Source organism: Lysinibacillus sphaericus OT4b.31 (assembly GCF_000392615.1).
GTDB lineage: Bacteria > Bacillota > Bacilli > Bacillales_A > Planococcaceae > Lysinibacillus > Lysinibacillus sphaericus_B.
The window spans coordinates 2,605,707-2,631,400 of the sequence record NZ_KB933398.1 but is presented as its reverse complement, the minus strand read 5'-3'; the positions used below and the strand labels follow the sequence as shown (position 1 = coordinate 2,631,400).

The following is a 25,694-nucleotide window of genomic DNA, read 5'->3' as shown; positions in this document are numbered from 1 at the left end:
GAGCATTGGCGGACATAGTTTTTTGTTCAAACGTTGTGAAGTGCCATAACGAGAGGAAAAAGCTGAGAAACACGAAGCTTAACGAAGGAGGAGGCTAGTTAATTCTTCCGCGGAAAGGGTTGTGAACCTCAAAAGTAAAATTTAAACAGAATGGATTTCTCCATTCTGTTTTTTCTTTTATGCAGCCAAACTTTCACAATAAGATCAATACTTGGTCGCCCAACTAGACGTAAACTAGTTGATTGGAGCGCAGGCGGCGACTTCTGTGGGAATAGCAAGAGCAAAAGGCCCCGCAGGAGCGTAGCGACGAGGAGACTGAAGCCATGCCCGCGAAAAGCGTCCACCGTAGCGGAAATCAACGGGTTCATATAGATATTTCTATTTGAAAAGAAAAAATGATCTGTCTCAAAGAGCTTTGAGACAGTTTTATGACTGAATTTATCCTTTTAGGACAGCGCCTTTTTTGCCTAGATAATCGAGAATGCCCATTGCCGAGACCACTGTATCCAAAGGAATCGTTTGATAGACCGGGTGGTTTTCTGCTATACCATGTTCCTGTAAATATTGCTGTAGCATCGCTCGCAAACGACTATCTAAAAACTTCACTTGCTCTTCGATAAGGTTAGAAGCAGCTAAAGCTTTTTGTCCTTCAGCTAAAAATAATGGCGTCCAATAGCGTACTTGTCTGTAAGCTTCATTTGGATTTTTGTACGCGCCATAATGGCCGAAATATAATTCTGAGACATTTAGTTGTTCATATAATTGTAGAGATTTTTCCATCGTTTCGGGATCATATTGATTTGGAGAAGTGGAAGGGATGATTAAATCAATTGCTTCACTCTCCATTTCTGGGTAACGAACGCCGGTTGTATCACCAACAAACAAACCATTTGTTGCGGAAAAATGCATCGATACGTGATGTTTTGCATGACCTTCTGTATGATAAAACGTTAGCTGATGCTTACCTAATGACAATACATCTTCATGTCCAATCTCCATAATCCGATTCGAGGCGATAGGTAAAATCGGATCAAAAAGACCATCAAATTCTTTGCCATAAACCGCCTTAGCACTCGCGATTAATCGACTCGGATCAATCATATGTGCTACGCCACGTGGGTGTACAACCAGGTTAGCATTTGGACAGCTCTCTAAAAATAGACCAGCTCCTCCTGCGTGATCCAAATGAATATGCGTAACAATGACATAGTGAATATCTTCTAATGCAACTGCTAATTCCTTTAATCTTTCCATAATATATGGAACGGATGGACTTGCCGATGTTTCGATTAACGTAATCTTTTCATCGATAAGCAAATAGGAACTTGTGCGCTCCTCACGATTTAAATCATGCGTATCAATGCAATAAAAATTTGGTGCGATTTTTTGTATGCCGCCCATGTAAACTATCTCCCTTCTATTTCGAAGTTTAATGCAAAAAATTCTCTAAAATACATTTTTTAGCTACAAAAAGTAACCACTATACTATATAATAATAGAAACATAAACTGAATGTCTATTCATTTTTTAGGGGGGAGAATATATGGAGAAAAAGATTCGCTACGATACAAGGAAGGTTCATCGGGTCAATTTAGCTATCATTTCAATATTGGCTGTTCTTATTTGTGGGCCAATGATACTTTCGAAAGGTATTACTTACTTATTTATCGGGCTAGCAGTGATTGCGCTAGCTGTATGTAATTACTATTTACCGATAAAAACATATGTCAAAGGCTTTATTTTGCATGATACCTTCAAGTGTAGTGTTTACATTGTTTTTACTTGATAGCTTTTCATTGAACAAGCACTACATATTACTTTGTACAATTGCCATTATTGCGTTGTACTTTAAAAAAGAATTAATTGTATTTTTTGGTGCCCTTACAAACGTCAGCTTTGTTATTTTATATGTCCTTAACTCTGAATCACTGTTAGGACCATTCGATGATATCATCGTATTTATTACGCTCCTAGCCATCATGAATGGGGTGATTATCGTATTTTTCTTAATTGCAAAATGGGGAAATGAACTAATCGAGCTTGCTACGCTCCAACAAAATGAAGTGAGGAGCTCCCTGAATCAGCTACAGACAACCTTTAATGAAATTGAAAAGAGTAGTCATACATTGGATGAACACGTCACACAATTCCAACATACGATGCACCGAATCTCAGGCTCAAGTAAGGAGATTCTTTTAGCCACAGAGGATATTTCTGCTAGCGTTCAGCAAGAGTCATCCAGTTTGCAATTGATTCACGGCACGATGAAAGAATCAGTGCATTTTGTGAATGAAACATTGACGATTTCTAAGCAAACCGTAGCCAAATCAAGTAATCTACAGCAGGAAGTTTTGGAAGGTTGGGAAAAAATGCAGAAAGCCATGGCACAAATGAGCGTAATGAGTCTGGCCATGCACTCAACTGCTGAAACGGTGAATGAACTACAAGTTAGTTTGCACACAGTAGATACGTTATTGAAGGGCATACAGCATATTGCTGAACAAACTAATTTACTTGCGCTAAATGCGGCCATTGAAGCGGCGAGAGCTGGTGAACATGGCAAAGGCTTTGCCATCGTTGCGGACGAGGTGCGAAAATTGGCTGAGGAAAGTGCTGCAATTACAGTGAGCATTACAAATGTAACGAGCACATTGTTTGAAAAATCAACTGAAGCCCATCAACGTTCCGAAGAAGGGGAAAAAGCATTGCAGCAGGGTGAAACACTACTACAAGATATTAGTAGTTTCTTCAATACATTAAAAAATTCTTTTACAGTCACAAATATGGATTTAACAAGAGGCATGAATGAATTAAGCAGTGCGATACAGCAGTTTGAACATATTCAAGCACAGATTGAAACGTTGAATCACATAACAGAGCAAAATGCATCCTCAACTGAGGCAATTTTACATTCTATAGAGGACGAAAATAAGCTGCTTGAAATGATGACGACCACGACTGACCATATCCAAGGGTTAAGTGTGATTTTAAAGTCACTTGTAACGAATAATACATTATCTATTAAATAGCATTCTAAAGCAGGAGGATTATTAAAAATCTTCCTGCATTTTTATAGAAAAAACCTCATTCTATATCAATCATTTAGATACAGAAAATGAGGTTAAGTTTTTGCAATACTAATCGCAACTAACGCATTAAACGTTTCATTTGTGACATTTCATATTTTAAATAATCAATCTGCTGTTGCATATTATCTAAGCTATCTTGATTGTTTTGATTGTTTTCATTTAGTTCATCTTCTAAGGCCATCCCAGCAGCAATTGTGGCTAATGCATCACCGAGTGTAGTTATTGCACCTGCAATAACTGCTAATTTAGCAGCTTGATTTTCTTTTTTAGGATTTTGTTTATTGTAATTACCAGCTTTGTTGTTTGTCATCAAAATCCTCCCAAATGATATTATTATTTGCATTCTATGCAAAAATAACAAAGGGAGTAAGGCATTTGGACGAATGCTAGTCAAGTAATGAAAAAATTGAATTGCTCAAAACGTGAAAAATGCCAAAGACCAGCCAACTAAAATTAGCCAGTCTGATCTTCGTTTTAAAAATCACAGGGTGATAGACGATTGTTGTGTAATATTTTTCGCTTTAAAATGTCTGTTACAAGTATTATAAAATCTGTGAATTCCTTTGTTACATATTTAAGCCGTCTTCAATATATTGGGTAAGAGTGTGGCAATCGTTATTAAAGGTTGTGTGGATTTTTGCGTTAAACAAAGCATCATCGCACCTTCAATGGAAGCTGTCATCAACAAGGCTGTAGCGGAAGCAGATTCCTGCGAATAACCATCATTTGCGAGTTTCGAACAGAAAATTTGTTGAATATTTTCATATAATGCACTACATGCTTTGCGAACAGGTTCACTCACCGTTGCCATTTCACTGACAATACTGCTAAATGTATAGCCGGTAATGGTACCTTCTTCGTCTAACTTGTGAATTAGTTTATCAATCATTGTTTGTGTCGCTTCCTTTGTTGATTGGTGAGCACTAAAAATAGTGTTGATTTCCGTGGTAATGGTTTCTTGTAAAGCATGCAAACAAGTAATTAATAGTTCCTCTTTCCCGTTTGGAAAATGATGATAAAGCGCACCTTTTGTGACGTTACAGGCTTTTAAGATTTCACTGAGACCTACACTTTTATAGCCTTTTTGCTGAAAAAGGGTTGTCGCAGTATCAATCATTAGTGATTTAGTATCCATAGTTCAATGTATTCCTCCTGATATACCAACCGGTCTGTTTGCTTAGTGTAGCAAAATAAATACTTATATTAAAGGAACAAATAAAGATATGTACAATAGGTTCGAAGGATAAGATGCAAGCATTCGGCGTTGCTACAACATTCTATTACATTAAAATCAAATGCAGCTGCAAATTGTTCGTACTAAATGGTCTTCAGGTAACAGTTGGTCCGTTATCAGTATATCTAATTAATCGCGTTCATCTTTTATATGTACTGTCATCCTCTCCATCACCTTAATCGTACACTAGTTGATTGGAGCGGCAGCGGCGACTTCTGCGGGAATAGCATGAGTTGAAGGCCCCACAGGAGCATAGCGACGAGGAGACTGAAGCATGCCCGTGAAAAGCGTCCGCCGTTGCGGAAAGCAACGGGTTCATAAAGGAAAATAGACTGTAAACAACTCAATTTTTTGAGTTGTTTACAGTCTGAATCTCAAGTTTTACACTGGGGAACTAACTTGAGGTTAAGTAATAATTATTTTTCTGGGTAATCTACATGCAATGGTGGTGGAACAAGCCAACCTTTATTTTTATTAAGTCGTAAAAGCTTAGCACCCAGCTGTGCCTTGCTTGTATGGAATTGACCATACATTAAGGCAACATCTTCTCGAGTAGACATGCCCATTGCTTGACTGCATGCAACTAACCCAGCAGCAAGATCTGCTGAGAGTGCAGCACTAATTTCTGGGTCGTTAAATTTAGCACCTGGAGGTATGTCTTCCAGTCTTGCTACCGGTCGTTCGGGCGGTGCAGGTGGTAAACCAACACCGTTACTTTTTAATATTTTTTCTAACGGTTTCACTTCGTCTCTTAAAACATCAATGATATCCTCAATAATATTGATTATTTTCAAACGAAGATAGTTTGGATGAAAAAAGAGAAATAATACTTTTTATAAAAGAAAAAATTTAAAGGGTCACTTGAAGTAAAGTGATAGCACAAATGGAACAAGCTTAAATGATTATCATTGAAAGTTGAGAATAATTTATTTGTGTCCTTTTGATAGCACAATACATAGTCCATGCATATCCATAGTGGGAACGATTTTTGAAAAAGGTTGATTTGTACCCCAGTTAAAAACATGTAAATACATAGGTGTAGATGAGTTGTTTTTTGCACATCCTTTATTTTATGGGCTTCTTAAAAATTATAAAAATTTTAATGGGATGTAAGGTGATAAGAATTTCTTATTGAAAAAGATAATATTAATGTAATTTACTTATGAATATAATTGAGTTATCATGGGAATTGGAGAAAAGATGCTTTACATAGGCCTTTTCAAAAAGATATTTAGGGGGATCCGCAAATGGCACAAGGTAATTTACACAACAGCCGCGCATCATTCGAAGTCAATGGTAAAACTTATAACTATTTTGACTTAGCTGCGATTGAAAAAGCTGGCGTTGCAAAAGTTTCAAACCTTCCTTACTCAATCAAAGTTTTATTAGAATCTGTTTTACGTCAATATGACGCATACGTAATCAAAGAAGAACACGTAAACGAATTAGCAAAATGGGGGAATGGCGCTAATCCAGAAGCTGAAGTACCATTCAAACCATCTCGCGTTGTATTACAAGACTTTACTGGTGTACCAGTAGTAGTTGACCTTGCTTCTCTTCGTTCAGCAATGAAAGAAATGGGCGGAGACGCTAGCAAAATCAACCCTGCTATTCCAGTTGACCTTGTAATTGACCACTCTGTACAAGTTGACAAATATGGTAACGCATCTGCATTACAAGCTAATATGGATCTTGAATTCGAGCGTAACGCTGAGCGTTATAACTTCTTAAAATGGGCACAAACTGCTTATGACAACTTCCGTGCTGTACCACCAGCAACTGGTATCGTTCACCAAGTAAACTTAGAGTACTTAGCTCCAGTTGTACACGTAAACGAAAATGCTGATGGCACATTCGAAACATTCCCAGACTCAGTAGTAGGTACTGACTCACATACAACAATGATCAACGGACTTGGCGTTCTTGGATGGGGCGTTGGTGGTATCGAAGCTGAAGCAGGTATGCTTGGCCAACCATCTTACTTCCCGATTCCTGAAGTTATCGGTGTTAAATTAGTAGGCGATCTTCCAAACGGAACAACTGCTACTGACTTAGCATTAAAAGTAACTCAAGTATTACGTCAACGTGGCGTAGTTGGTAAATTCGTTGAGTTCTTCGGACCTGGCGTATCTAAATTACCACTAGCTGACCGTGCGACAATTTCAAACATGGCGCCTGAATACGGTGCTACATGTGGTTTCTTCGCAATCGATGAAGAATCACTGAACTACATGCGTTTAACAGGTCGTGAAGAAGAGCATCTTGCGGTTGTAGAAGCTTACTTAAAAGCTAACCACATGTTCTTTGACCCATCATTAGAGCCAGTTTACACAGACGTTTTAGAAGTAGACTTAGCTGAAATCGAACCAAACCTTTCTGGTCCTAAACGTCCACAAGACTTAATTCCACTATCTGAAATGCGTTCTCGTTACAAAGAAGCAGTAGTGGCTCCACAAGGTACGCAAGGTTTCGGTTTAACGGAAGACGAATTCGCAAAAACTTCTGTAGCTAAATTTGCTGAAGGTGATGTAGAAATCCCAACAGGTGCTGTAGCAATCGCTGCGATCACTTCTTGTACAAATACATCTAACCCATACGTGCTAATCGCTGCTGGTTTAGTTGCGAAAAAAGCTGTAGAAAAAGGTTTAACTGTGCCTAAATGGGTTAAAACTTCTTTAGCACCAGGTTCAAAAGTAGTAACTGGTTACCTAGAAGATTCAGGTTTACAAACTTACCTTGACCAAATCGGTTTTAACACTGTAGGTTACGGCTGTACAACATGTATCGGTAACTCAGGTCCATTACTTCCTGAAATCGAAGACGCTATCAAAGATAATGACTTATTCGTAACTTCTGTACTTTCAGGTAACCGTAACTTCGAAGGCCGTGTACACCCACTTGTAAAAGCGAACTACTTAGCTTCACCACCACTTGTTGTTGCTTATGCACTTGCTGGTACTGTAGATATCGACCTACAAAAAGATTCATTCGGTAAAGATAAAGATGGCAACGAAGTATTCTTCGCTGATATCTGGCCTTCAACTGAGGAAGTTAACGCTGTATTAGGTACTGTCGTTAACCGTGAACTATTCCAAAAAGAATACGAAACTGTATTCACAGCAAACGAAGCTTGGAATGCAATTGAAACATCAACTGAGTCTCTATACACATTTGATGACAAATCAACTTACATCCAAAACCCACCATTCTTCCAAGGTCTTGCGAAAGAGCCAGAAGCTATTAAAGGCTTAGACGGCTTACGCATCATGGCGAAGTTCGGTGACTCAATTACAACTGACCATATTTCTCCAGCTGGTGCAATCGGTAAAGATACACCTGCAGGTAAATATTTAATCGAAAACGGTGTTGCAATCCGTGACTTTAACTCATACGGTTCTCGTCGTGGTAACCACGAAGTAATGATGCGTGGTACATTTGCAAACATCCGTATCCGTAACCAAGTAGCTCCTGGTACAGAAGGTGGATTCACTACTTACTGGCCAACAGGCGAAGTAGAGTACATCTATGACGCATGTATGAAATACCAAGAGCAAGGTACTGGCTTAGTAGTTCTTGCTGGTAACGACTATGGTATGGGTTCTTCTCGTGACTGGGCTGCGAAAGGTACATTCCTACTTGGCGTGAAAACTGTAATCGCACAATCTTACGAGCGTATCCACCGTTCTAACCTAGTAATGATGGGTGTTCTTCCTTTACAATACTTAAACGGTGAATCTGCTGATTCTCTAGGTTTAACTGGTAAAGAAGAAATCTCTGTTAACATTACTGACAATGTAAAACCACGTGATATTCTAACAGTAACTGCTAAATCTGAAGACGGCACAGTTAAAACTTTCCAAGCTTTAGCTCGTTTCGACTCAGAAGTAGAAGTAGACTACTACCGTCACGGTGGTATCCTACAAATGGTTCTTCGTGCGAAAGCTGCTGAATAATCATTATTGAAGTAAAAAATGGATCTCTTAGGAGATCGGTTCAGACTGTAGACAAACTCAAAGAAATTTGAGTTTTGCCTACAGTCTTTTTTTATAGAAGTTTCTAGAAACCCGTTGATTTCCGCTACGGTGGACGCTTTTCGCGGTCATGGCTTCAGTCTCCTCGTCGCTACGCTCCTGCGAGGCCTTCCGCTCATGCTATTCCCGCAGAAGTCGCCGCCTGCGCTCCAATCAACTCGTGTACGTTTATAAATGAATGCCGAAAAATAGTAATAATGAACGAACTCCATTAGACATGCTGACATCGGAAAATCAATGAACGTCCTATTTGGGCGCATCATGAGGAAGAAGCCAATCATTTACGTCATCAACGTGACATGAAACAATTCCATGCACGTCGAAAAAGAAACGATAATGTGTATTTGCTGCCATGAATTTGAAGAGGCTAGCTAATTGGACATGGAAAAGTCCAAAAATGGCAGAGAAGTAGTAGCTCATAGTGTACTACTGTCGTTAATAGGGGCTATTTGTTTCTGATAAAATTTCAAAAGGTATTCGGCATGTGATCATTCCGAATACCTTTTGTTCGTCAACTGAATCGATCTCTGAGGGGATCGTTTTTTTATATTTTACTGACCTCTGTTACATTGAATTTGTTTCTCATACTATAAAATTGTAAACAAAGAGAAAATAGCATAGAAATACTAGCAAAATAAATTAATGCTATGGAGCCCATCTGTAAAGACAGTACAGTTCCGCCTAATGTTGCACCTATTGCACTTCCTAAATAGTTAATAGAACTGTTTAATGCCACTGCCGAACTGCCGTTATTGGGCTGGTATGACAGTAGAATATGTTGTTGTGGAGCTTGACATGCCCAGCCCATCGCTCCCCAGACAAAGAATGGTAAATACTTGAATATTGGTAAGTGTATCATGAGTGGTATACAAATAATAGAAAGAGTTAATGTAAGTAAAATGATTGTAACTAGAGTTTTTGGCTTTTTAAAATAGTCGATTAAGTAACCAATGATTATACTTCCAAACAAGCCACCGAAACCCCATGCCCAAAGATAACGTGTCAAATGACTGGACACTGTCATTTCCTTTAATAATGGTGATAGATATGTGTACAAGCCTAAGCTAGCCATACTAGCAAAAAATGTTATACATACAGTGATGGTTACTCTTTTATCTAGAAACATCTTTAATCGTTCGTTTAGTGCTGGTGGAGGAGACGTTGGGAAATCCGGGAGAAATATATGCATACAGAACACAGCAATTAGACCGAAGATGACTAATAGCCACATTGTTGAAGTCCAATCAAATAAGTCTGAAATATATAGCCCTAAAGGAACACCAAGCACTGTTCCCATACTCATTCCTCCTATAGTCAACGCTAGAGCCCTTCCTTTCTTTTCATTTGACACGAACTTTGTAGACGCTGCAACAGCTAATGGTGAAAATAAACCAGCCCCCGTCCCAGCAATTGCTCTCGATAATAGAAGAATAGTAAATGTTGGGGCCAAGGCTGTCAGACTATTAGCTGCGGTAAAGATGAGCATCGACCATATTAAAATTTTTTTAATGGGTTTGCCGGCAAGTAAGGAAGAAAATAGCGGTGCTGATATAGCATAAAATAAAGTAAAAATGCTAACAGCCTGTCCTACTTGAGATGAATTTTTATGATAGGATTCACTAATGCCTGGGATAAGGCCTGCAATAACATAAGCATCGAAACCCAAAGCAAACATGCCAAATGATAATAATAAAACATTTTTCATAGATAAAGTCTCCTTAATTTACAGGTGCTGCATATTTGTCGAGTTATATTTGCTACCAATAATCCTGGCTTTAGCAAATGACCTATAACAATATGTTATAATCGAAACACCTTTCATGTTTAATAGATTACCAAAAAGCACTGAATATGGAACAATCACTATTTTATAAGGATATAACAAAACGTTATAGGGTATGGGGTGAATTCAATGAATGTAGAGTGGTTACATAGTTTTATCGCAGCCGCTAATCAAAAAAGTTTTTCTAAAGCTGCTCAAGCAAATAATCTTTCTCAACCCGCGCTCAGTAAACATATCCAAAATTTAAAGAATAATCTTGGGGTTGAATTATTCCATAGAACATCGATGGGGATTGAACTGACAGCAGCTGGCGAACGTTTCAATAAGCGCATTACACCCGTCATTGCTGAACTTGCTGCCATTCGACAAGAATTACAGCAATTTAGTCAGAGTAATCCTATTGCTATAGGTGGTCTACCTAGTTTAGCCACGTACTATTTACCACCAAAGTTAAACCAAATGGATAAACCTCTGACACTTATGATTCAAAATACGTCCAATGAGCTGTTGCAATCATTACAAAAGGGAAGGCTTGATGCAGTGTTTGTGGATGCTAAATATGTAGGGGAGTCTATGTGGAGTACCGAGTTGTTTACGGAGCCCTACTATGTGGTGTTTAATTTCAATCATCGATTCAAATCAAGACAAACAGTTGATCTTTCAGAACTCTCTAAGGAACCACTCATTGTTCATCAAGCCCCTTGTGATACAAGAAAGGATATAGTTAAACAAATAAATACGTTAGGATATCAGCCTAATATAGTAAGTGAAGTGAATTTTGGTGATTTTATCTTTGGTGCAGTTACTGCTGGAATGGGGATTACGATCGTACCAGAGTTAATGGCTAAGAATATCCGCCATCTCCATCTATGTGCCTTACCAATTGAGAATTTTGGAAAAATGAGAACAATTGCATTAGTCGCGCGTAATAAAGAACTTGGCTTGAACTTATCTCAATTAATCACAAAACATCATTAACAGAACAAAGCTGTCTCACAGAGAATATGTTGAGACAGCTTCATTCGATTATTTAAATCCCATCAAATCCTTTACTTTCTGTGTATTTTCCGCAGATGTCAGCATTTCGAGTAATGTGAATGCGACATCAAAGGCTGTTCCGGGATTAGATGATGTAATAATATGCTCTGTTTGAACGATACGCTCATTAACAATGACTGCTCCGTGAGATTGCAGCTGTGCTAATCGTTTACTTGTTGGGTGATTATAGGTTGTCGCTTGGCGATTATGTAAAATCCCACTCTGTCCTAAAATAAGGGATGCTACACAAACAGTAGCAATTGGCTTTTTCTGTTCATCGAAATGACGTACTACAGCCTGAAATGCCTCACTAAAGGCATCCTCATAAAAACCCGCTTCTTCAAAACCACCAGGAATCGCTAATGCATCAAAGTCATCTAATATAATGTCATGAAATAATTTTTCAGGTGTTACTTTGAAATTCCATGTACATTGTAATTGTTCATGCATCCCAACTGATATGACCTCCGTCGTACCATCGCCCTCCCATTTATTCCAGCCAAGCACATCTGTAAAAACGCTGGCTTCCACAGCCTCAAAACCGTTTGCTAACAACAATAATATTCTTTTCATGTCCTTTTCCTCCTTTATTGCTTAGCTTTATTGTATTAAAACCTAATTAAGATAAACAGAAGGTAAAGTACGTATTTTACTCAAATTCCTTTATAATAAAAGGAAATATTGTATTTTTAATTAACGAAAAAAGGTGGATACAGATGGATCAAATTGATACTGAAATTTTAATGCAATTGCAGCGAAATGCTAAAATCTCGATGAAGGAATTAGCGGCAAAGGTTCATTTATCATCTCCTGCAGTTATTGAACGCGTCAAAAAGCTAGAAGAGCAGGGGGCTATTGAGGGATATAACGCTAAGGTAAATTTGAAAAAAATGAATCGTTCTATACAAGCCATTATTTTATTTAAATCCATTGATTGTAAAAGTCTTTCAAATTTTTGTAATGCGCATGCTGATGTCCTGGAATGTTATCGGGTAGCGGGTGAAATTAGTTATATTGTTAAAATTGCTACTTATTCAGTGGAAACATTAGAGCGATTTATCGATGAAGCAATGCCTTTTGGAACGCCTTCAACGAATATTGTGCTGTCTTCAGCCGAAAAAACAGTTATTACACCTTATTATGATGAAAATTTTGAATAAATGACAAAAAAGGCAAACCCCCACATCGTGAGCGCCATTTATAGGGCAGAGAAAGGGGAAGAGAAGTTGCTACAAATTGTGGAACTAGAAGAAATAATGGAATTGCATACGGAGAGACTGATTCGCCTTGCCTATTATTATGTTAAGGATTTACAAGGCGCGGAAGATATCGTCCAAGATGTGTTCATTAAATTTTACGACAATCAACAAAATTATGAGGAGCGTGGGGAGTTAAAAGCCTATTTATCGAGACTCGTTATTAATAAGAGTAAAGATTATTTACGAAGCTGGATATCCCGCAAAATACAGGTGCAACAGAAAATTTTTAACAAGCATGCTGTCACAAAAAGGGACATGCTCGTGCAGCAAGATGAACATGCCCTAATTGAAAATGCCATATTAGCACTACTGGATTGGAAAGGTTAGTCACATAAATTGTAAAAAACTCACAAGATTATTATTTTGAAATTGTTGACAATTAAATGTTAGTTTGTTACGATGAGTCACAATAAAAGCATACAAATTCGTTGATGAGAAAGAGTAGTGTTACATTTTGTTCTACAGAGAGCTGACAGTTTGGTGGAAGTCGGTGTGCAAATGTTACATGAAGATCCTCTCTGAGAAGGTTAGCTGAAGCTTCAGTAGGCTAATTCGGGTGTCTACCGTTAAAAAGAACACGTATGATTGTACGTTGCTGAGTGCTATTGAGCGTTTTTCAATAGAATTAGGGTGGTATTCGCGGTTAACCCCGTCCCTTACTTGGGACGGGGTTTTTTGTATGCCTTTTATACAAACGGATTGTATAGGAGGAAATGACATGCAAGTGGAAGAAAAAAAAGAAACAACGGTGGATAGAGAAACGAGGATTCGTGGATTATGGGAACAAGAAGGAACGTTCCAAGCGTCCGTAAAGAATCGTGCTGGCAATAAACCTTTCGTATTTTACGAAGGACCACCGACAGCCAATGGGTTACCACACGTAGGTCACGCATTTGGAAGAACCATTAAAGATGTCGTGGCTCGTTATAAAACGATGCAAGGCTACCTCGTTGAACGAAAAGCTGGATGGGATACACATGGTTTACCAGTGGAATTAGGTGTAGAAAAAAAGTTAGGCATATCTGGTAAGCAAGATATTGAAAACTATGGCGTTGAACGATTTATTCAAGAATGTAAAGGTAGCGTCTTTACCTATGAAAAGAAATGGCGATCCTTTACAGAACAACTAGGCTATTGGATTGACATGGAAGATCCCTATTTAACGTTAAGTAATCATTATATTGAATCAGTTTGGCATATTTTAAGCCAAGTACATCAGAAGAAGCTCTTATATAAAGGCCACCGTGTTTCACCCTATTGTCCGAGTTGCCAAACATCATTAAGTTCCCATGAAGTGGCACAGGGCTATAAGGATGTAAAGGATTTATCTGTCACAGCAATGTTTAAGCTGAAAGATAAAGACGAATATTTTCTTGGTTGGACAACGACACCTTGGACATTGCCAGCAAATGTCGCGTTGGCCTTAAATCCTCATTTAAAATATGTGCGTGTAAAAAAACAAGATAAAATTTATATCCTCGCAAAATCGCTCATTGAAAAAGTATTGTCTGAGCCAGTTGAGGTATTAAGTGAGCATGATGGTCATGAATTTGAAGGCGTTTCTTACATCCCGCCCTTTTCCTATGTCACAGTTGAAAAGGGGCATGTTGTGGTACTAGCGGATTATGTCACAGAACATAGTGGAACAGGGCTTGTGCATATTGCACCCGCTTATGGGGAAGACGATTATAAAACCGTTCAACAAAATGGTTTGTCCTTTGTCAACGTTGTGGATTTAAAAGGATGTTATACACAAGAGGTGCCAGAACTTGCCGGAAAATTTGTGAAAGACTGCGATGTCGATATTATTAAAATGCTGGCAGAAAAAGAGCTGTTGTTTGAGAAAGAAAAGTATGAGCATAGCTATCCTCATTGTTGGCGCTGTGATTCACCACTGCTTTATTATGCGACTGACAGCTGGTTTATCAATATGTCGGCATTAAAAGATAAACTCTTACAAAATAATGACCGCGTCACATGGTATCCAGAGCACATTAAACATGGTCGATTTGGCAACTTCCTAGAAAACTTAGTGGACTGGAATATTAGCCGTAATCGCTATTGGGGTACACCGCTCAATGTGTGGATTTGTCAGGATTGTGGTCATGAAGAAGCGCCAAATAGTATTGCTGCTTTAAAAAAATTAGTGAAAGGAGCCTTCAATAAAAATCTAGAACTTCATAAACCGTATATTGATGAAGTTGTCTGTTCTTGTCCAAAATGTAGCGGGGATATGGACCGCACGCCTGAAGTAATTGATGTCTGGTTTGATAGTGGTTCAATGCCGTTTGCTCAGCATCATTATCCTTTTGGAAACCTTAATACCTTTAACAAGCAATTTCCTGCGGATGTGGTCATTGAAGGCATCGACCAAACACGAGGCTTTTTCTATAGTTTATTAGCTGTATCGACATTATTTACAGGAAAGGCCCCTTATAAAAATGTACTGTCATTAGGTCATGTACTAGATGAGCATGGACAAAAAATGTCGAAAAGTAAAGGCAATGCATTAGAGCCGATTGAATTGATAGAGCAGTACGGAGCAGATGCTTTAAGATGGTCGTTTTTAGTCGATAGCTCGCCATGGAACCCTAAGCGCTTTTCAAAGAAAATTGTCATGGACGCAAAATCAAAGTTGGTCGATACACTTGATAATACATTTAAATTCTATCAACTGTATGCCAATATAGATGGCTTCCAATACGATCCAGAAAATACAGGGACACGAACAAAATTAGATGATTGGATTTTGTCTCGATTACATCATACAATTCAGCTCGTCACGTCGAACATGGACGACTATCAATTTACACAAGCAACACGTGAAATTGGCAAGCTGGTGGAAGAGCTGAGTAACTGGTATATCCGTCGCTCACGAGCAAGATTTTGGGCAAACGGATTATCAGAAGACAAACGTGGAGCATTTAGCACGCTGTATGAATTGCTTACAACTATTTGTCAACTATTAGCACCATTCACACCGTTTATTGCCGAGGATTTATACAGGGAGTTAAGCGGAAAAAGTGTACATTTACAAAACTATCCGACATGTAATGTAACATTGCTTAATCTTCAGCTAGAAAAAGAAATGGCCAATGTTTTAACCATTGTAGAGCTCGGTAGAAGTCTTCGTAATAGTCAAGCAATAAAAGTGAAGCAGCCCTTACGAGAAATAATTGTTGCCGTTACAAATGAGCTAGAAAGTTATGCGCAATATACAGCTATCATCAAAGATGAATTAAATATTAAAGAATGTCTTTGGACAAATGATTTTTCAGCATATGAAACAATTCATTATAAACTAAATTTCAAAACGGCTGGTGCAGCCTTTGGACCCAACGTCAATAAAGTAAAAGATTACGTTGTGAATTTAAGTGCTACCGAAAAAAAATCATTACAACAAGATAGCGCAGTAAAAATTAACATTGATGGGCTTGAGATAACATTGATGCAAGAACACGTGCTAAATGAATCCATAGTGAAAGAACACTATATTTTAGCAGAGGAAACGTCATGTCGTGTACTGCTAAATACACATTTAACAGAGGATTTACTGCAGGAGGGGCAAATAAGGGAATTAATCCGTACCATTCAAGATACTCGTAAAAAATGGGCATTACCTGTTGAAAAGTATATATCTCTTGCCATCTCAGCAGATGCAAAAACAGCTAGAATTATCCAACAACACGAAGCGCTACTTAAAGCGAATGTGTTACTAAATGACTTACAATTCGTGCAAGATAGCACAGTCGATACATTTATTGATACTGAGCTATTTAACGAAAAAGTGACAATTTATTTCATGCTGTAATTAGTGGCGAGACAAGGTTTAGAAAAAGTAAGAGATAGTAGGTGAGCAGGGGGTCGAACGCTCGGGTCTGCTGGAGAACCGCTCAGGTTGCGACCATTAATGCTCGGGTCTGCTGAAGATACGCTCAGGTAAGGACCACGAACGCTCGGGTCTGCTGTAGGAACGCTCAGGTCTGCTACAGGAAGACTTGGGTCTCCAAAACAAAGCGAGTATAGCCACGGAAATCAACTTTTAGATGGTACAAAAACTTACTGTAAAACCATATAGTTTTACAGTAAGCCAATCAGTAAATAGATGGCGGTAGCCCAGATAAAGATCGCGGAGCATTTGTTGAAGACGTTCATGAGCTTCCCCGAGCTGTCGATTTTTTTGAGTGATGCACCTGCAAATGTGAGGCCAAAAAACCATAGCCAAGAAATAAGGATACACGCCGAAGTAAAGATAATTTGCTCAGTGCCATTGTACTTTAAGGCACTTGTCCCAATAACGCCAATCGTGTCCAAAATAGCGTGTGGGTTTAATAGGGATACAGAGAGTGCAAACAAAATTTGTTTTTTGACTGGAAGTGCTTCGCTGTCTTCAGTTTTTGTCGGGTTGGATTGCCAAATGGCATAGCCCATATATAACAGGAAGAGGATTCCGACAGTCATTAAGGTAAAGCGTAGCCATTCAAATTGCAACACAATTATAGATAGGCCGAAAACAGCAAGTAATATAAGTAATGTATCGCAAAGTGCTGCGGTGATGCTAGCCGGTAAGGCACGAACTAAACGATGTTGCGTGGCACCTTGTGAAAAAACGAAAACGTTTTGTACACCTAGTGGCAAAATAAGTCCAAATGCTAAGATAATGCCGTGAATAAATGCTTCCAAAAAGTATCTCTCCTTTCATTCTTCATTTTAGTTGTGCTATAACTAAAAGAAAACGACCAATTGGATGGTTTTTTACCCAACCAATTTAAGAGGTGACTACATGAGCTGGCAACCAACAAGACAGGGAGAGCTGACGTTACAACAACAAATTTCGACATGGATTACAGAACATATTGAGCGAGGCGATTGGGTTGCTGGCACAAAGCTGCCAACACAGCGGCAACTTGCCATGCAATTTGGTGTAAATCGAAGTACAATTCAGCAAGCATTAGAGGAGTTAAAGTCAGCTGGAATACTGGAGGCGAAGGTGGGCTCAGGAATATATGTCTCACATGATTCCTGGCATTCATTGATTAAACAAACCCAACCAAATTGGCAAAGTTATATTGATACAAGCCTTCATAAGCCGAATTATCATACCATTCAAATAATCAATGAATACGAACAACGCGATGATATTATACGGTTAGGCACTGGGGAGTTAGCACCGAGTTTATTGCCCACTGCTGAAATTGAAGCGTCATTGAAGGCGCTTTCCTTACAGCCTAAAACTTTAGGCTACTCATCGCCCCAAGGCAACGATAGACTGCGAAAAGCTGTTTGCGATTATGTTGAAAAAAGAGGTATACATGCACAACCACACAATGTTTGTATCGTTTCGGGTGCACTACAAGCATTGCAGCTTATTGCGGTTGGCCTGCTTGAACAGGGTTCAATAGTGTTTCAGGAAAAAACATCTTACTTAAATTCAGTTCATCCATTTCAATCTGTAGGTATGCAGATGATGGCTATCGATCGTGATGAACAGCTTACTCAAACATTGGCGCAAAAGAAAAGAAAAAGACAGGCTGTATTTTATGCCGTGCCAACGTTAAATAATCCTACTGGCAGAGTTTGGACGACACGAGAAAAAAAGCACCTATATGAAGCATGTAAACAGTCTCGTATTCCCATTATTGAAGATGACGTTTATCATGAATTGCTCTTTCGTGAAGTAACGCCTACAATAAAATCAATAGATGATAGTGGGCAAGTACTTTACATTGGCAGTGTATCGAAAACATTAAGTCCAGGACTACGCATTGGCTGGTTAATAGGACCAACAACCGTCATTGAACGGTTAGCGGATATAAAAATGCAAACAGATTATGGTTCAAGTGCCATCTCACAAGAAATTGTGTTGCATTGGCTACAATCTGGAAAGTATGAACAGTATATCGTGAGCTTACGCCAAAAATTACAACACAGAGCAGATTTAGTAGAGGCTATTTTAATGGAGAAATTTGGTGATATTGCTGAATGGGATAAGCCAAAGGGAGGCTTCTATATTTGGCTAAAGTTTCATGCACCAATCGTTGATAAAGAGTTATTTACTAAGCTATTACATCGACTAGTCCTAATAAATCCAGGCTACATTTACAATCCACAAGATACCCAACACATTCGCTTATCGTATGCCTATGCAACAGACGAAGAATTAAAAAGCGGCTTACAAATATTACATGAAACCGTGGATGAAGCGATTGTAAAACATAAAAAACAAAACCTAGAGAAATAACTTTTTTAGAAAATGGCTCATTAGATTTTTTTGGTTAAATCATAATGGATTAATCGCAACAGAAATTTGTTTAACACCAAAATCTCTGTAATACATGACAAGAGTTTTAGTTAAAAAAGAGTTGAAAAAACAAGCATCTATTGATTCATCTTTTTGAACATGCGCTTCAGTTTTATTCTTCCAAATCAAGGTCGCAATCTAAATTTATTACACAACAATAGCGGCTACTTGCCCGCTAGTATGCCACAACAAATTGCTTGCCATTAAAGTAATAGAATAATTCACCTGTCGTTTCCATACATTTTAAAATGAGTATTCTTAAATACACAACGACTATGTTTGCTGCTAAAAGCAGTAAATTAATTTTTTTAAAAGAGGTGAATCATTGGAGAAAATGCCACAAGGCTATTATTACATTCCACAGCCCATTCGTGATGATGGTACTGGGGGTGTGGATAAAGGACCTAGAGATATTATGAGAGATATGCAAAATCCTGATATGCTAGTCCCTCCTAAAACAGATGCTGGACTTATTCCAAATCTTAGATTCTCATATTCCGATACCCATATGACATTAAATAAAGGTGGTTGGTCCCGAGAAATTACCGTTCGTGAACTTCCTATTGCCACAACATTGGCAGGTGTCAATATGAGCTTAACACCTGGTGGCGTACGGGAACTTCATTGGCATCAACAAGCAGAGTGGTCTTATATGTTACTTGGTCATGCTCGAATAACAGCGGTAGATCAAAATGGTCACAATTTTATTGCTGATGTCGGGCCCGGTGATTTATGGTATTTTCCACCAGGAATTCCTCATTCCATTCAGGGTCTCGAAGACGGATGTGAATTTCTGCTTGTGTTTGACGATGGGAATTTCTCAGATCTTAATACATTTTCTATATCCGATTGGTTTGCCCATACGCCCAAAGATGTGCTTTCATCAAATTTTGGCGTTCCGATAAACGCTTTTAATCATATCCCTACTGAACAGGTATATATTTATCAAGACAGGGTACCAGGACCAATCGAAACGCAGGAAGTTCAATCACCTTATGGCAAAGTCCCTCGAAACTTCAAACATCGACTGCTTGCCCAAGCTCCTATGAAAACACCGGGTGGTAGTGTAAGAATTGTAGATTCCTCAAACTTTCCCATTTCACAAAATATCGCTGCAGCTCTTGTTGAGGTTGAACCTGGCGCAATGCGAGAAATGCATTGGCACCCAAATAATGATGAATGGCAATATTATCTAAAAGGAAAAGGACGTATGACGGTGTTTGCAGCTAACGGTGCTGCTCGAACATTTGATTATCGTGCAGGTGATGTAGGATATGTGCCATTTGCAAATGGTCATTACATTGAGAACACGGGAACAGAAACATTATGGTTCCTTGAAATATTTAAAAGTGATCGTTTTCAAGATGTGTCGTTAAATCAATGGATGGCTTTAACCCCATCTGAGCTAGTACAACGCAACTTATGTGTAGGTCCTGAACTCCTCAACGTTTTAAGAAAGGAAAAATGGCCGATTGTAAAATATCCTGGATTTTCTTATTATCCTAGGTGAACATAACAAAGCAGGTGGAAGAAGACAAATAGTCTTTCCCACCTGCTTATTTTTTTAAAATTTATAGTTATTTCTAGTCACCAGCAAGATACCGATTGCTGGAACGGTACAAATAAGCATGGCTGCAAAGGATAGTCCCGGCGAAATTTCATATAAATAGCCACCTAAAAACGTCAGGATTGCGGTACTTAACCCCATTGCTAATGCAGAATAGAGTCCCTGTGCATTTGGAATTTGTTCCTTTGGTAATGTTTTGGTTAAATAACCGATAAAGGCAAAATGTGCCAGTGCAAACGATAATGCATGCAAGGTTTGAGAGGCGATAAACACCCAAACATTTGGGAACAAATAAATAAGTAACCAGCGTAAGGAAGACCCACTTGCTGCTAACAGTAATAATGAGGAAGGACGCCATTTTGTAAATAATGTATCAGCCTTCATAAAATATAAGATTTCACAAATCACGGCGATGTTAATAATCATCCCCATATAGAATGGATCAACCTGCAGATCCTCTAAATAGATATAGCCATAGCTGTAATACGAGGCATGTGCGCCTTGTAGTAAAATGACAATGAATAACACAATAGGGAAGCCTTTAATCTGCCATAATGTTTTCATCGATAATGATTTTGCACGCTGTTCTTTTGTAGGTACAACGAGTAATTCCTTCGGTGTCGCTAATTGCTGCATCAACAGCATACCAATAAGACCGATAATCATGCTCCAAAAGATTACGTTTTTACCAAGGACACCAGTTAACATACTGATAATTAACACCGCTATAACGAATCCAACTGAACCATAGGAGCGGCTTTTTCCATAGTGGACATTGCCATGCTGCACAAGTGTTGCTGCGCTACTTTCAACGGCAGGTAAAAGAGCAGGGTAAAAGACACTAAATAATATTGTCACGACAAGGAGCATGATGAAACTTGTACTCGGTATGTAAAGTAATGTTGTCATCAAAGCCCCAACTGCTAAAATCGTAATAAGTCTTTTGTTGTGTACATATTTTGCTAGCGTTGGGAAGAAAAAGAGGTTAGAAGTGGCCCTTGCTAAAAGACCACAGCCCATCACAACGCTTGCCTGAGAGACCGTTAGTTGTTTGGCGTCCACCAGCCAACCTGTCCAATAAGGTAAGAAAATACCCCACGTAATAAAAAATGTAAAGAAATTTTGAGAAAGCCATCGTTGATTGTTCATAAAATTATGTACCTCCATTAACTATGTTGAATGATAGCACGATAGTCGTTACAATAATGTGAGATATCTCATATTTTGAATAGGAGAGAATAAAAAGATGCAAATACTGACAGGGGAAATACGCCAATATTATATAGATAATTATCCGATTAATGATTTTTTCTCTTTCAACATCTATCCATTTTTAGAAGTCCGTCAATTCGATAAAGGGGAATGGATTTTTCAAGAAGGATCATACCCAGATACGATGTATTACATGATCGAGGGGAAAACAAAGCTCTATATGACGCATAAGAATGGAAAAGTATCGCTCATTGAATATTTAGAAGCACCACGGTTTATGGGGGAAATAGAATTGCTCAATGAGGCTAGATATACAAAGGGGATTCAAACGGTGACAAAAACAGTTTGTCTATCAATTGCAACACAGCCATGTAAAGAAAGGCTACTCGCCGATGCACTTTTTTTACGCAGATTATGTGTATTTTTAGGAGAAAAAGCCACTACTATGACTTCGAAATACACACAAAATCAGGCATATCCACTGGAAAACCGTCTAGCTGCCTTTATCCAATTATCATCAGATCAAGGTATCTATAAAGAAAAGCATACGGAAATCTGCGAATATTTAGGCGTTTCCTATCGCCATTTATTATATGTCCTCGCCCAATTTTGTGAAGAAAACATCCTTGAAAAGCAAAAGAATGGCTACCACATTATCGATGTGCAACGCCTTAACCAATTGGCGCAGGAGATTCAATAAAGATGGAGGATGCTGCGCCATTTATCCTGTTAGATATTCCAATAGGTTCTATCATCTCGTCATAAGTATCGTTGTCTATTATTTTAGTTCCTTTTTGATAGTTTTTTAAAGAGGCTTAACATCGAGGTCATTAGAAGTCGTTGAAACAACGGGTCTTAAGGACTAAAATGGATGTCCAACTTAAAGACAAGCACTTTATTTTTTCTAGTTCTACATAAATACATAAAGAAAGATGAAATTTTTCTAAGGAAATATTTTATAAAATTATAATATTTTAGTTTTCCTTATAAAATCTTGATAATTATAATTTAAAGTTTTATTAGTAAAGTTTTATCAGCAATAACAAGGTTGTTGAAAAAACTAAATAACAATCAAAAGGATGAATATATATGAAACAAAAGCTTTCACCCATTTCTGCCAAAGAGCGGATAGAAACACTCGATATATTAAGGGGTTTCGCATTATTCGGAATCATACTAGCAAATATTGTTTGGTTCCTTTATCCTGTCTACATGCAAGAAGATCCAAGTTTTAAAAATGAATGGACTTCTTTTTGGAATCAAGCTGATTACACCGTCAAAACTCTTCTTTCTATGTTTGTCGATGGGAAATTTGTCATGCTCTTTTCCATGCTGTTCGGTTTTGGAATGGTTATCATGCAGGAAAGAGCAGCTGCAAAGCAATTAAACTTCTGGGGAATATATTCTCGAAGACTTTTTGCTTTATTTATTTTCGGTTGTATCCATGCCTATTTCATTTGGTTCGGAGATATTTTAACAGACTACGCAATTTTAGGATTATTACTCCTTGCCATGCATAAGTTAAAATCTAATGCCATGTTAATCATTAGCATTACTTTATATTGCTTATTTTTCGGACTATTAACATTAGGAGCGCTAACCTCCGATTCTACGATGACCATGACAATGTCAGAGGAAAATCGTCAGCTCACGCAAGCTACGATAGAGGCCCATCAAAATGGAGGCATTCAAGAATTAATGGATGCAAATTTTATGGAAAGAACTTTTTATACAATGCGTAATGGGTTGTACGTCCTTTATTTAGGTAACCCTATATTTTATTTATTGACAAATCTTCCGTTCTTACTAATGTTTTTATTCGGGTCAGCTATTGCGAAGAAAAAATGGATTCATCGTTTTGAAGAATATCGAAAAGGCTTTTTCATTACTTGGTTATTGACATTGATTTTTGGTGGAACGTTGTAGCTGGATACTACCTTTCTTTTTAGAAAATTCATCAGCTGCTCAACTAATTCAATATATTAGCTCACCACTTCTGACCATCTCTTATGCTATTAGCTTAATCTTTATCTATCACACGGTTAAAGGAAAGAAAGTTTTACAGTGGTTAGCGTTCCCAGGAAGAATGGCATTTACAAACTATATTGGTCAATCTATCATTTGTACATTTTTATTTGGGCCGTTTGCATTGGGCGTATACGGGAAGCTACATTTAACAACAGCCATCATCATCGCCATTGGCATTTTTGCGCTCCAAATAATTATGAGTAAATTATGGCTATCGAAATTTCGCTTTGGACCATTAGAATATGTTTGGAGATCCATCACTTATTTAGGCATAAAAAAATAATTTATTAACTAGGTTTCAAAGTTGAAAAAGAGAGATTCCATACCTACATCGACAAAAGTGCATCAATTGGGAGCACATATCATTTGTAAAAATTCAAACACCGAATAAATAATTCAATCATGATAGGATGCATATCGAGGATGCAGAAGCGCAATAAAAAGGTTAAATTCATTATGACAGACTTCAAATAAAGAAGTCTGGACGAGGCTTGTTATATTCACTTTTTTTAATGAACCAGCGTGCAATTTCCTTGCCACTATGGTAGTAGTCAATCGCATTGACCTTGTGTTTTTTGATGGAGATGTCTAGGGTTTCTTGCATAACGTCAAAAGGTAAAATCCCAATACATAGGTGTTTGTAGGGTGAATATCTTTGGTGTTTTACCTCATCTGGAATTAAATTACTGTTGGCACTATGAGCTTCAGCAGATTTCTGTGCATTCTGGAATGCAAATAGTTCCTCTTGTGCCAATGCTGTGCTTGGTGAGTGACCCGTACTTTTCATTCAACATGCCCCCTTTGTCGTTAGTTTTATTGTACAAGACCTGCCATGGAAAAAGTCTTCATTTACAAGGCTTTTACGAAAACTTAATGGTTCCGTTTTTGACGTTTTGTATATGTAACCGTATTCATGCCGTTGACGTATTGAAATCATACAAAACTTATATAGATTACGAAGAAAAACACATACTCAAACTATTGTGAATTTTTCTAACACACAGTATTATTGTAATTAGATTTAACGTGAAAATTTTCACAAAGTCACGTTAACGTGAGGAGGAATTTTAATGAGTGCAATTCGAGTAGGTATTGTAGGTTATGGAAATTTAGGACGCGGTGTGGAATACGCAATTTCACAAAATCCAGATATGGAATTAGTAGCTGTATTCACTCGTCGTGACCCTTCAACAGTAAGCGTTGCTAGTAACGCAAGCGTATATTTAGTAGATGATGCTGAAAAATTCCAACAAGACATTGATGTAATGATTTTATGTGGTGGCTCTGCAACTGATTTACCAGAGCAAGGACCTCACTTTGCACAATGGTTTAATACAATTGACAGCTTTGATACTCATGCGAAAATTCCTGAGTTTTTCGAAGCAGTTGATGCTGTAGCACAAAAATCTGGTAAAATATCAGTAATTTCAGTGGGCTGGGATCCAGGTTTGTTCTCATTAAATCGTATACTTGGAGAGGCAGTATTGCCGGTAGGCACAACTTATACATTCTGGGGTGATGGTTTAAGCCAAGGACACTCAGATGCAGTGCGTCGTATTGAGGGCGTAAAAAATGCAGTGCAATATACGTTGCCAATTAAAGATGCGGTAGAACGTGTTCGCAATGGCGAAAACCCTGAGTTAACGACACGTGAAAAACATGCACGTGAATGTTGGGTTGTTCTAGAAGAAGGGGCAGATGCAGCAAAAGTGGAGCAAGAAATTGTGACAATGCCAAACTACTTTGACGAGTACAACACAACAGTAAACTTCATTACCGAAGAGGAATTCAAAGCGAACCACACTGGTATGCCACACGGTGGTTTCGTTATTCGCAGTGGTGATAGTGGTGCAAACGATAAACAAATTCTTGAATTCTCATTAAAACTTGAAAGTAATCCAAACTTCACATCGAGTGTGCTTGTAGCTTATGCTCGTGCAGCACATCGTTTAAGCCAAGCTGGCGACAAAGGTGCTAAAACAGTATTTGATATTCCTTTCGGTCTGTTATCACCAAAATCAGCTGCGGAGTTACGCAAAGGTTTGCTATAATTTATGGTCAAAATCCCGATTATCAATTAATGATAATTGGGGTTTTTTGAAGTTTAACAATTTTTCATTGAACACGTTATTTGTTGTTGATGTTTAAATAA

21 protein-coding genes, 1 pseudogene and 1 other annotated feature are annotated in these 25,694 nt (G+C 38.2%); of the genes and pseudogenes, 13 read left to right on the top strand and 9 right to left on the bottom strand.

Translation table 11 applies throughout. The features are described 5' to 3' along the window. Window positions 1–438: 438 nt before the first annotated feature. On the bottom strand, window positions 439–1,401 hold the full coding sequence (locus H131_RS12055) for an MBL fold metallo-hydrolase (protein ID WP_010859418.1): 963 nt from the start codon (window positions 1,399–1,401) through the stop codon (window positions 439–441). Window positions 1,402–1,543: 142 nt separating this feature from the next. On the opposite strand from H131_RS12055, the gene H131_RS25380 reads away from it, so the two are divergent. After that, entirely contained in the window at window positions 1,544–1,786 is a 243-nt protein-coding gene (locus H131_RS25380) for a hypothetical protein (protein ID WP_010859417.1), read from the top strand. Further along, window positions 1,746–3,029: a methyl-accepting chemotaxis protein gene (locus tag H131_RS12050; RefSeq protein WP_230491844.1), complete on the top strand. Its 1,284-nt coding sequence runs from the start codon at window positions 1,746–1,748 to the stop codon at window positions 3,027–3,029. The genes H131_RS25380 and H131_RS12050 overlap by 41 nt, the downstream gene beginning before the upstream one ends. A 118-nt stretch (window positions 3,030–3,147) precedes the next feature. On the opposite strand, the gene H131_RS12045 is transcribed toward H131_RS12050, so the two are convergent. The 3 genes and pseudogenes from H131_RS12045 to H131_RS12035 form a co-directional block, all read right to left on the bottom strand. Next, window positions 3,148–3,399, bottom strand: a complete 252-nt coding sequence (locus tag H131_RS12045; protein WP_010859415.1) for a hypothetical protein — start codon at window positions 3,397–3,399, stop codon at window positions 3,148–3,150. A 264-nt stretch (window positions 3,400–3,663) separates the two neighbouring features. Beyond that, window positions 3,664–4,224: a TetR/AcrR family transcriptional regulator gene (locus H131_RS12040; protein WP_010859414.1), complete on the bottom strand. Its 561-nt coding sequence runs from the start codon at window positions 4,222–4,224 to the stop codon at window positions 3,664–3,666. A 515-nt stretch (window positions 4,225–4,739) separates the two neighbouring features. Beyond that, window positions 4,740–5,102 (bottom strand): annotated as a pseudogene (locus tag H131_RS12035) (DUF3231 family protein); the annotation flags it as partial. Window positions 5,103–5,570: 468 nt separating this feature from the next. Between H131_RS12035 and acnA the strand changes: the two are divergent. Further along, window positions 5,571–8,276, top strand: coding sequence for an aconitate hydratase AcnA (acnA, locus tag H131_RS12030; RefSeq protein ID WP_010859412.1), 2,706 nt, complete (start codon window positions 5,571–5,573; stop codon window positions 8,274–8,276). Window positions 8,277–8,898: 622 nt separating this feature from the next. On the opposite strand, the gene H131_RS12025 is transcribed toward acnA, so the two are convergent. Continuing rightward, window positions 8,899–10,059 (bottom strand): MFS transporter, encoded by a 1,161-nt coding sequence (locus tag H131_RS12025; protein ID WP_010859411.1) that lies wholly within the window; start codon window positions 10,057–10,059, stop codon window positions 8,899–8,901. Between the two features lie 207 nt (window positions 10,060–10,266). Here H131_RS12025 and H131_RS12020 point away from each other — a divergent pair, with 207 nt between their 5' ends. Beyond that, window positions 10,267–11,115, top strand: coding sequence for a LysR family transcriptional regulator (locus H131_RS12020; RefSeq protein ID WP_010859410.1), 849 nt, complete (start codon window positions 10,267–10,269; stop codon window positions 11,113–11,115). Between the two features lie 48 nt (window positions 11,116–11,163). Here H131_RS12020 and H131_RS12015 read toward each other — a convergent pair whose 3' ends face one another. Further along, entirely contained in the window at window positions 11,164–11,748 is a 585-nt protein-coding gene (locus H131_RS12015) for a DJ-1/PfpI family protein (RefSeq protein ID WP_010859409.1), read from the bottom strand. A 143-nt stretch (window positions 11,749–11,891) separates the two neighbouring features. Between H131_RS12015 and H131_RS12010 the strand changes: the two genes are divergently transcribed. The 3 genes from H131_RS12010 (at window position 11,892) to ileS (ending at window position 16,245) form a co-directional block, all read left to right on the top strand. Beyond that, the gene (locus tag H131_RS12010) at window positions 11,892–12,335 is read left to right on the top strand and encodes an Lrp/AsnC family transcriptional regulator (protein ID WP_010859408.1); all 444 of its coding nucleotides are present in this window, start codon (window positions 11,892–11,894) and stop codon (window positions 12,333–12,335) included. Between the two features lie 66 nt (window positions 12,336–12,401). Further along, window positions 12,402–12,761, top strand: coding sequence for a sigma factor (locus tag H131_RS12005; RefSeq protein WP_230491843.1), 360 nt, complete (start codon window positions 12,402–12,404; stop codon window positions 12,759–12,761). 92 nt (window positions 12,762–12,853) lie between these two features. Beyond that, window positions 12,854–13,094, top strand: a binding site (T-box leader). Window positions 13,095–13,152: 58 nt separating this feature from the next. Next, window positions 13,153–16,245 carry an isoleucine--tRNA ligase gene (gene ileS / locus H131_RS12000; protein ID WP_010859406.1) on the top strand — a complete coding sequence of 1,031 codons (3,093 nt, stop codon included), beginning with the start codon at window positions 13,153–13,155 and terminating at the stop codon, window positions 16,243–16,245. A 269-nt stretch (window positions 16,246–16,514) separates the two neighbouring features. On the opposite strand, the gene H131_RS11995 is transcribed toward ileS, so the two are convergent. Continuing rightward, window positions 16,515–17,117: a LysE/ArgO family amino acid transporter gene (locus tag H131_RS11995; protein WP_010859405.1), complete on the bottom strand. Its 603-nt coding sequence runs from the start codon at window positions 17,115–17,117 to the stop codon at window positions 16,515–16,517. Window positions 17,118–17,217: 100 nt separating this feature from the next. On the opposite strand from H131_RS11995, the gene H131_RS11990 reads away from it, so the two are divergent. After that, window positions 17,218–18,675, top strand: a complete 1,458-nt coding sequence (locus H131_RS11990; protein ID WP_010859404.1) for an aminotransferase-like domain-containing protein — start codon at window positions 17,218–17,220, stop codon at window positions 18,673–18,675. A gap of 394 nt (window positions 18,676–19,069) precedes the next feature. Next, window positions 19,070–20,245, top strand: coding sequence for an oxalate decarboxylase family bicupin (locus H131_RS11985; RefSeq protein ID WP_155242492.1), 1,176 nt, complete (start codon window positions 19,070–19,072; stop codon window positions 20,243–20,245). Window positions 20,246–20,299: 54 nt separating this feature from the next. Here the strand turns inward: H131_RS11985 and H131_RS11980 are convergent, their stop codons facing one another. Further along, window positions 20,300–21,451: an MFS transporter gene (locus H131_RS11980; RefSeq protein WP_010859402.1), complete on the bottom strand. Its 1,152-nt coding sequence runs from the start codon at window positions 21,449–21,451 to the stop codon at window positions 20,300–20,302. 97 nt (window positions 21,452–21,548) lie between these two features. On the opposite strand from H131_RS11980, the gene yeiL reads away from it, so the two are divergent. The 3 genes from yeiL (at window position 21,549) to H131_RS23670 (ending at window position 23,825) form a co-directional block, all read left to right on the top strand. Beyond that, window positions 21,549–22,214 carry a transcriptional regulator YeiL gene (yeiL, locus tag H131_RS11975; protein ID WP_010859401.1) on the top strand — a complete coding sequence of 222 codons (666 nt, stop codon included), beginning with the start codon at window positions 21,549–21,551 and terminating at the stop codon, window positions 22,212–22,214. A 389-nt stretch (window positions 22,215–22,603) separates the two neighbouring features. Further along, window positions 22,604–23,440, top strand: a complete 837-nt coding sequence (locus H131_RS23140) for a DUF418 domain-containing protein (protein ID WP_051112150.1) — start codon at window positions 22,604–22,606, stop codon at window positions 23,438–23,440. Further along, the gene (locus H131_RS23670; protein WP_230491898.1) at window positions 23,427–23,825 is read left to right on the top strand and encodes a DUF418 domain-containing protein; all 399 of its coding nucleotides are present in this window, start codon (window positions 23,427–23,429) and stop codon (window positions 23,823–23,825) included. Before H131_RS23140 ends, H131_RS23670 begins: the two co-directional genes overlap by 14 nt. Before the next feature lie 183 nt (window positions 23,826–24,008). Here H131_RS23670 and H131_RS11960 read toward each other — a convergent pair whose 3' ends face one another. Beyond that, entirely contained in the window at window positions 24,009–24,329 is a 321-nt protein-coding gene (locus H131_RS11960; RefSeq protein WP_010859400.1) for a hypothetical protein, read from the bottom strand. Between the two features lie 283 nt (window positions 24,330–24,612). Here H131_RS11960 and H131_RS11955 point away from each other — a divergent pair, with 283 nt between their 5' ends. Then, window positions 24,613–25,593: a diaminopimelate dehydrogenase gene (locus H131_RS11955; RefSeq protein WP_010859399.1), complete on the top strand. Its 981-nt coding sequence runs from the start codon at window positions 24,613–24,615 to the stop codon at window positions 25,591–25,593. Window positions 25,594–25,694 lie beyond the last annotated feature (101 nt).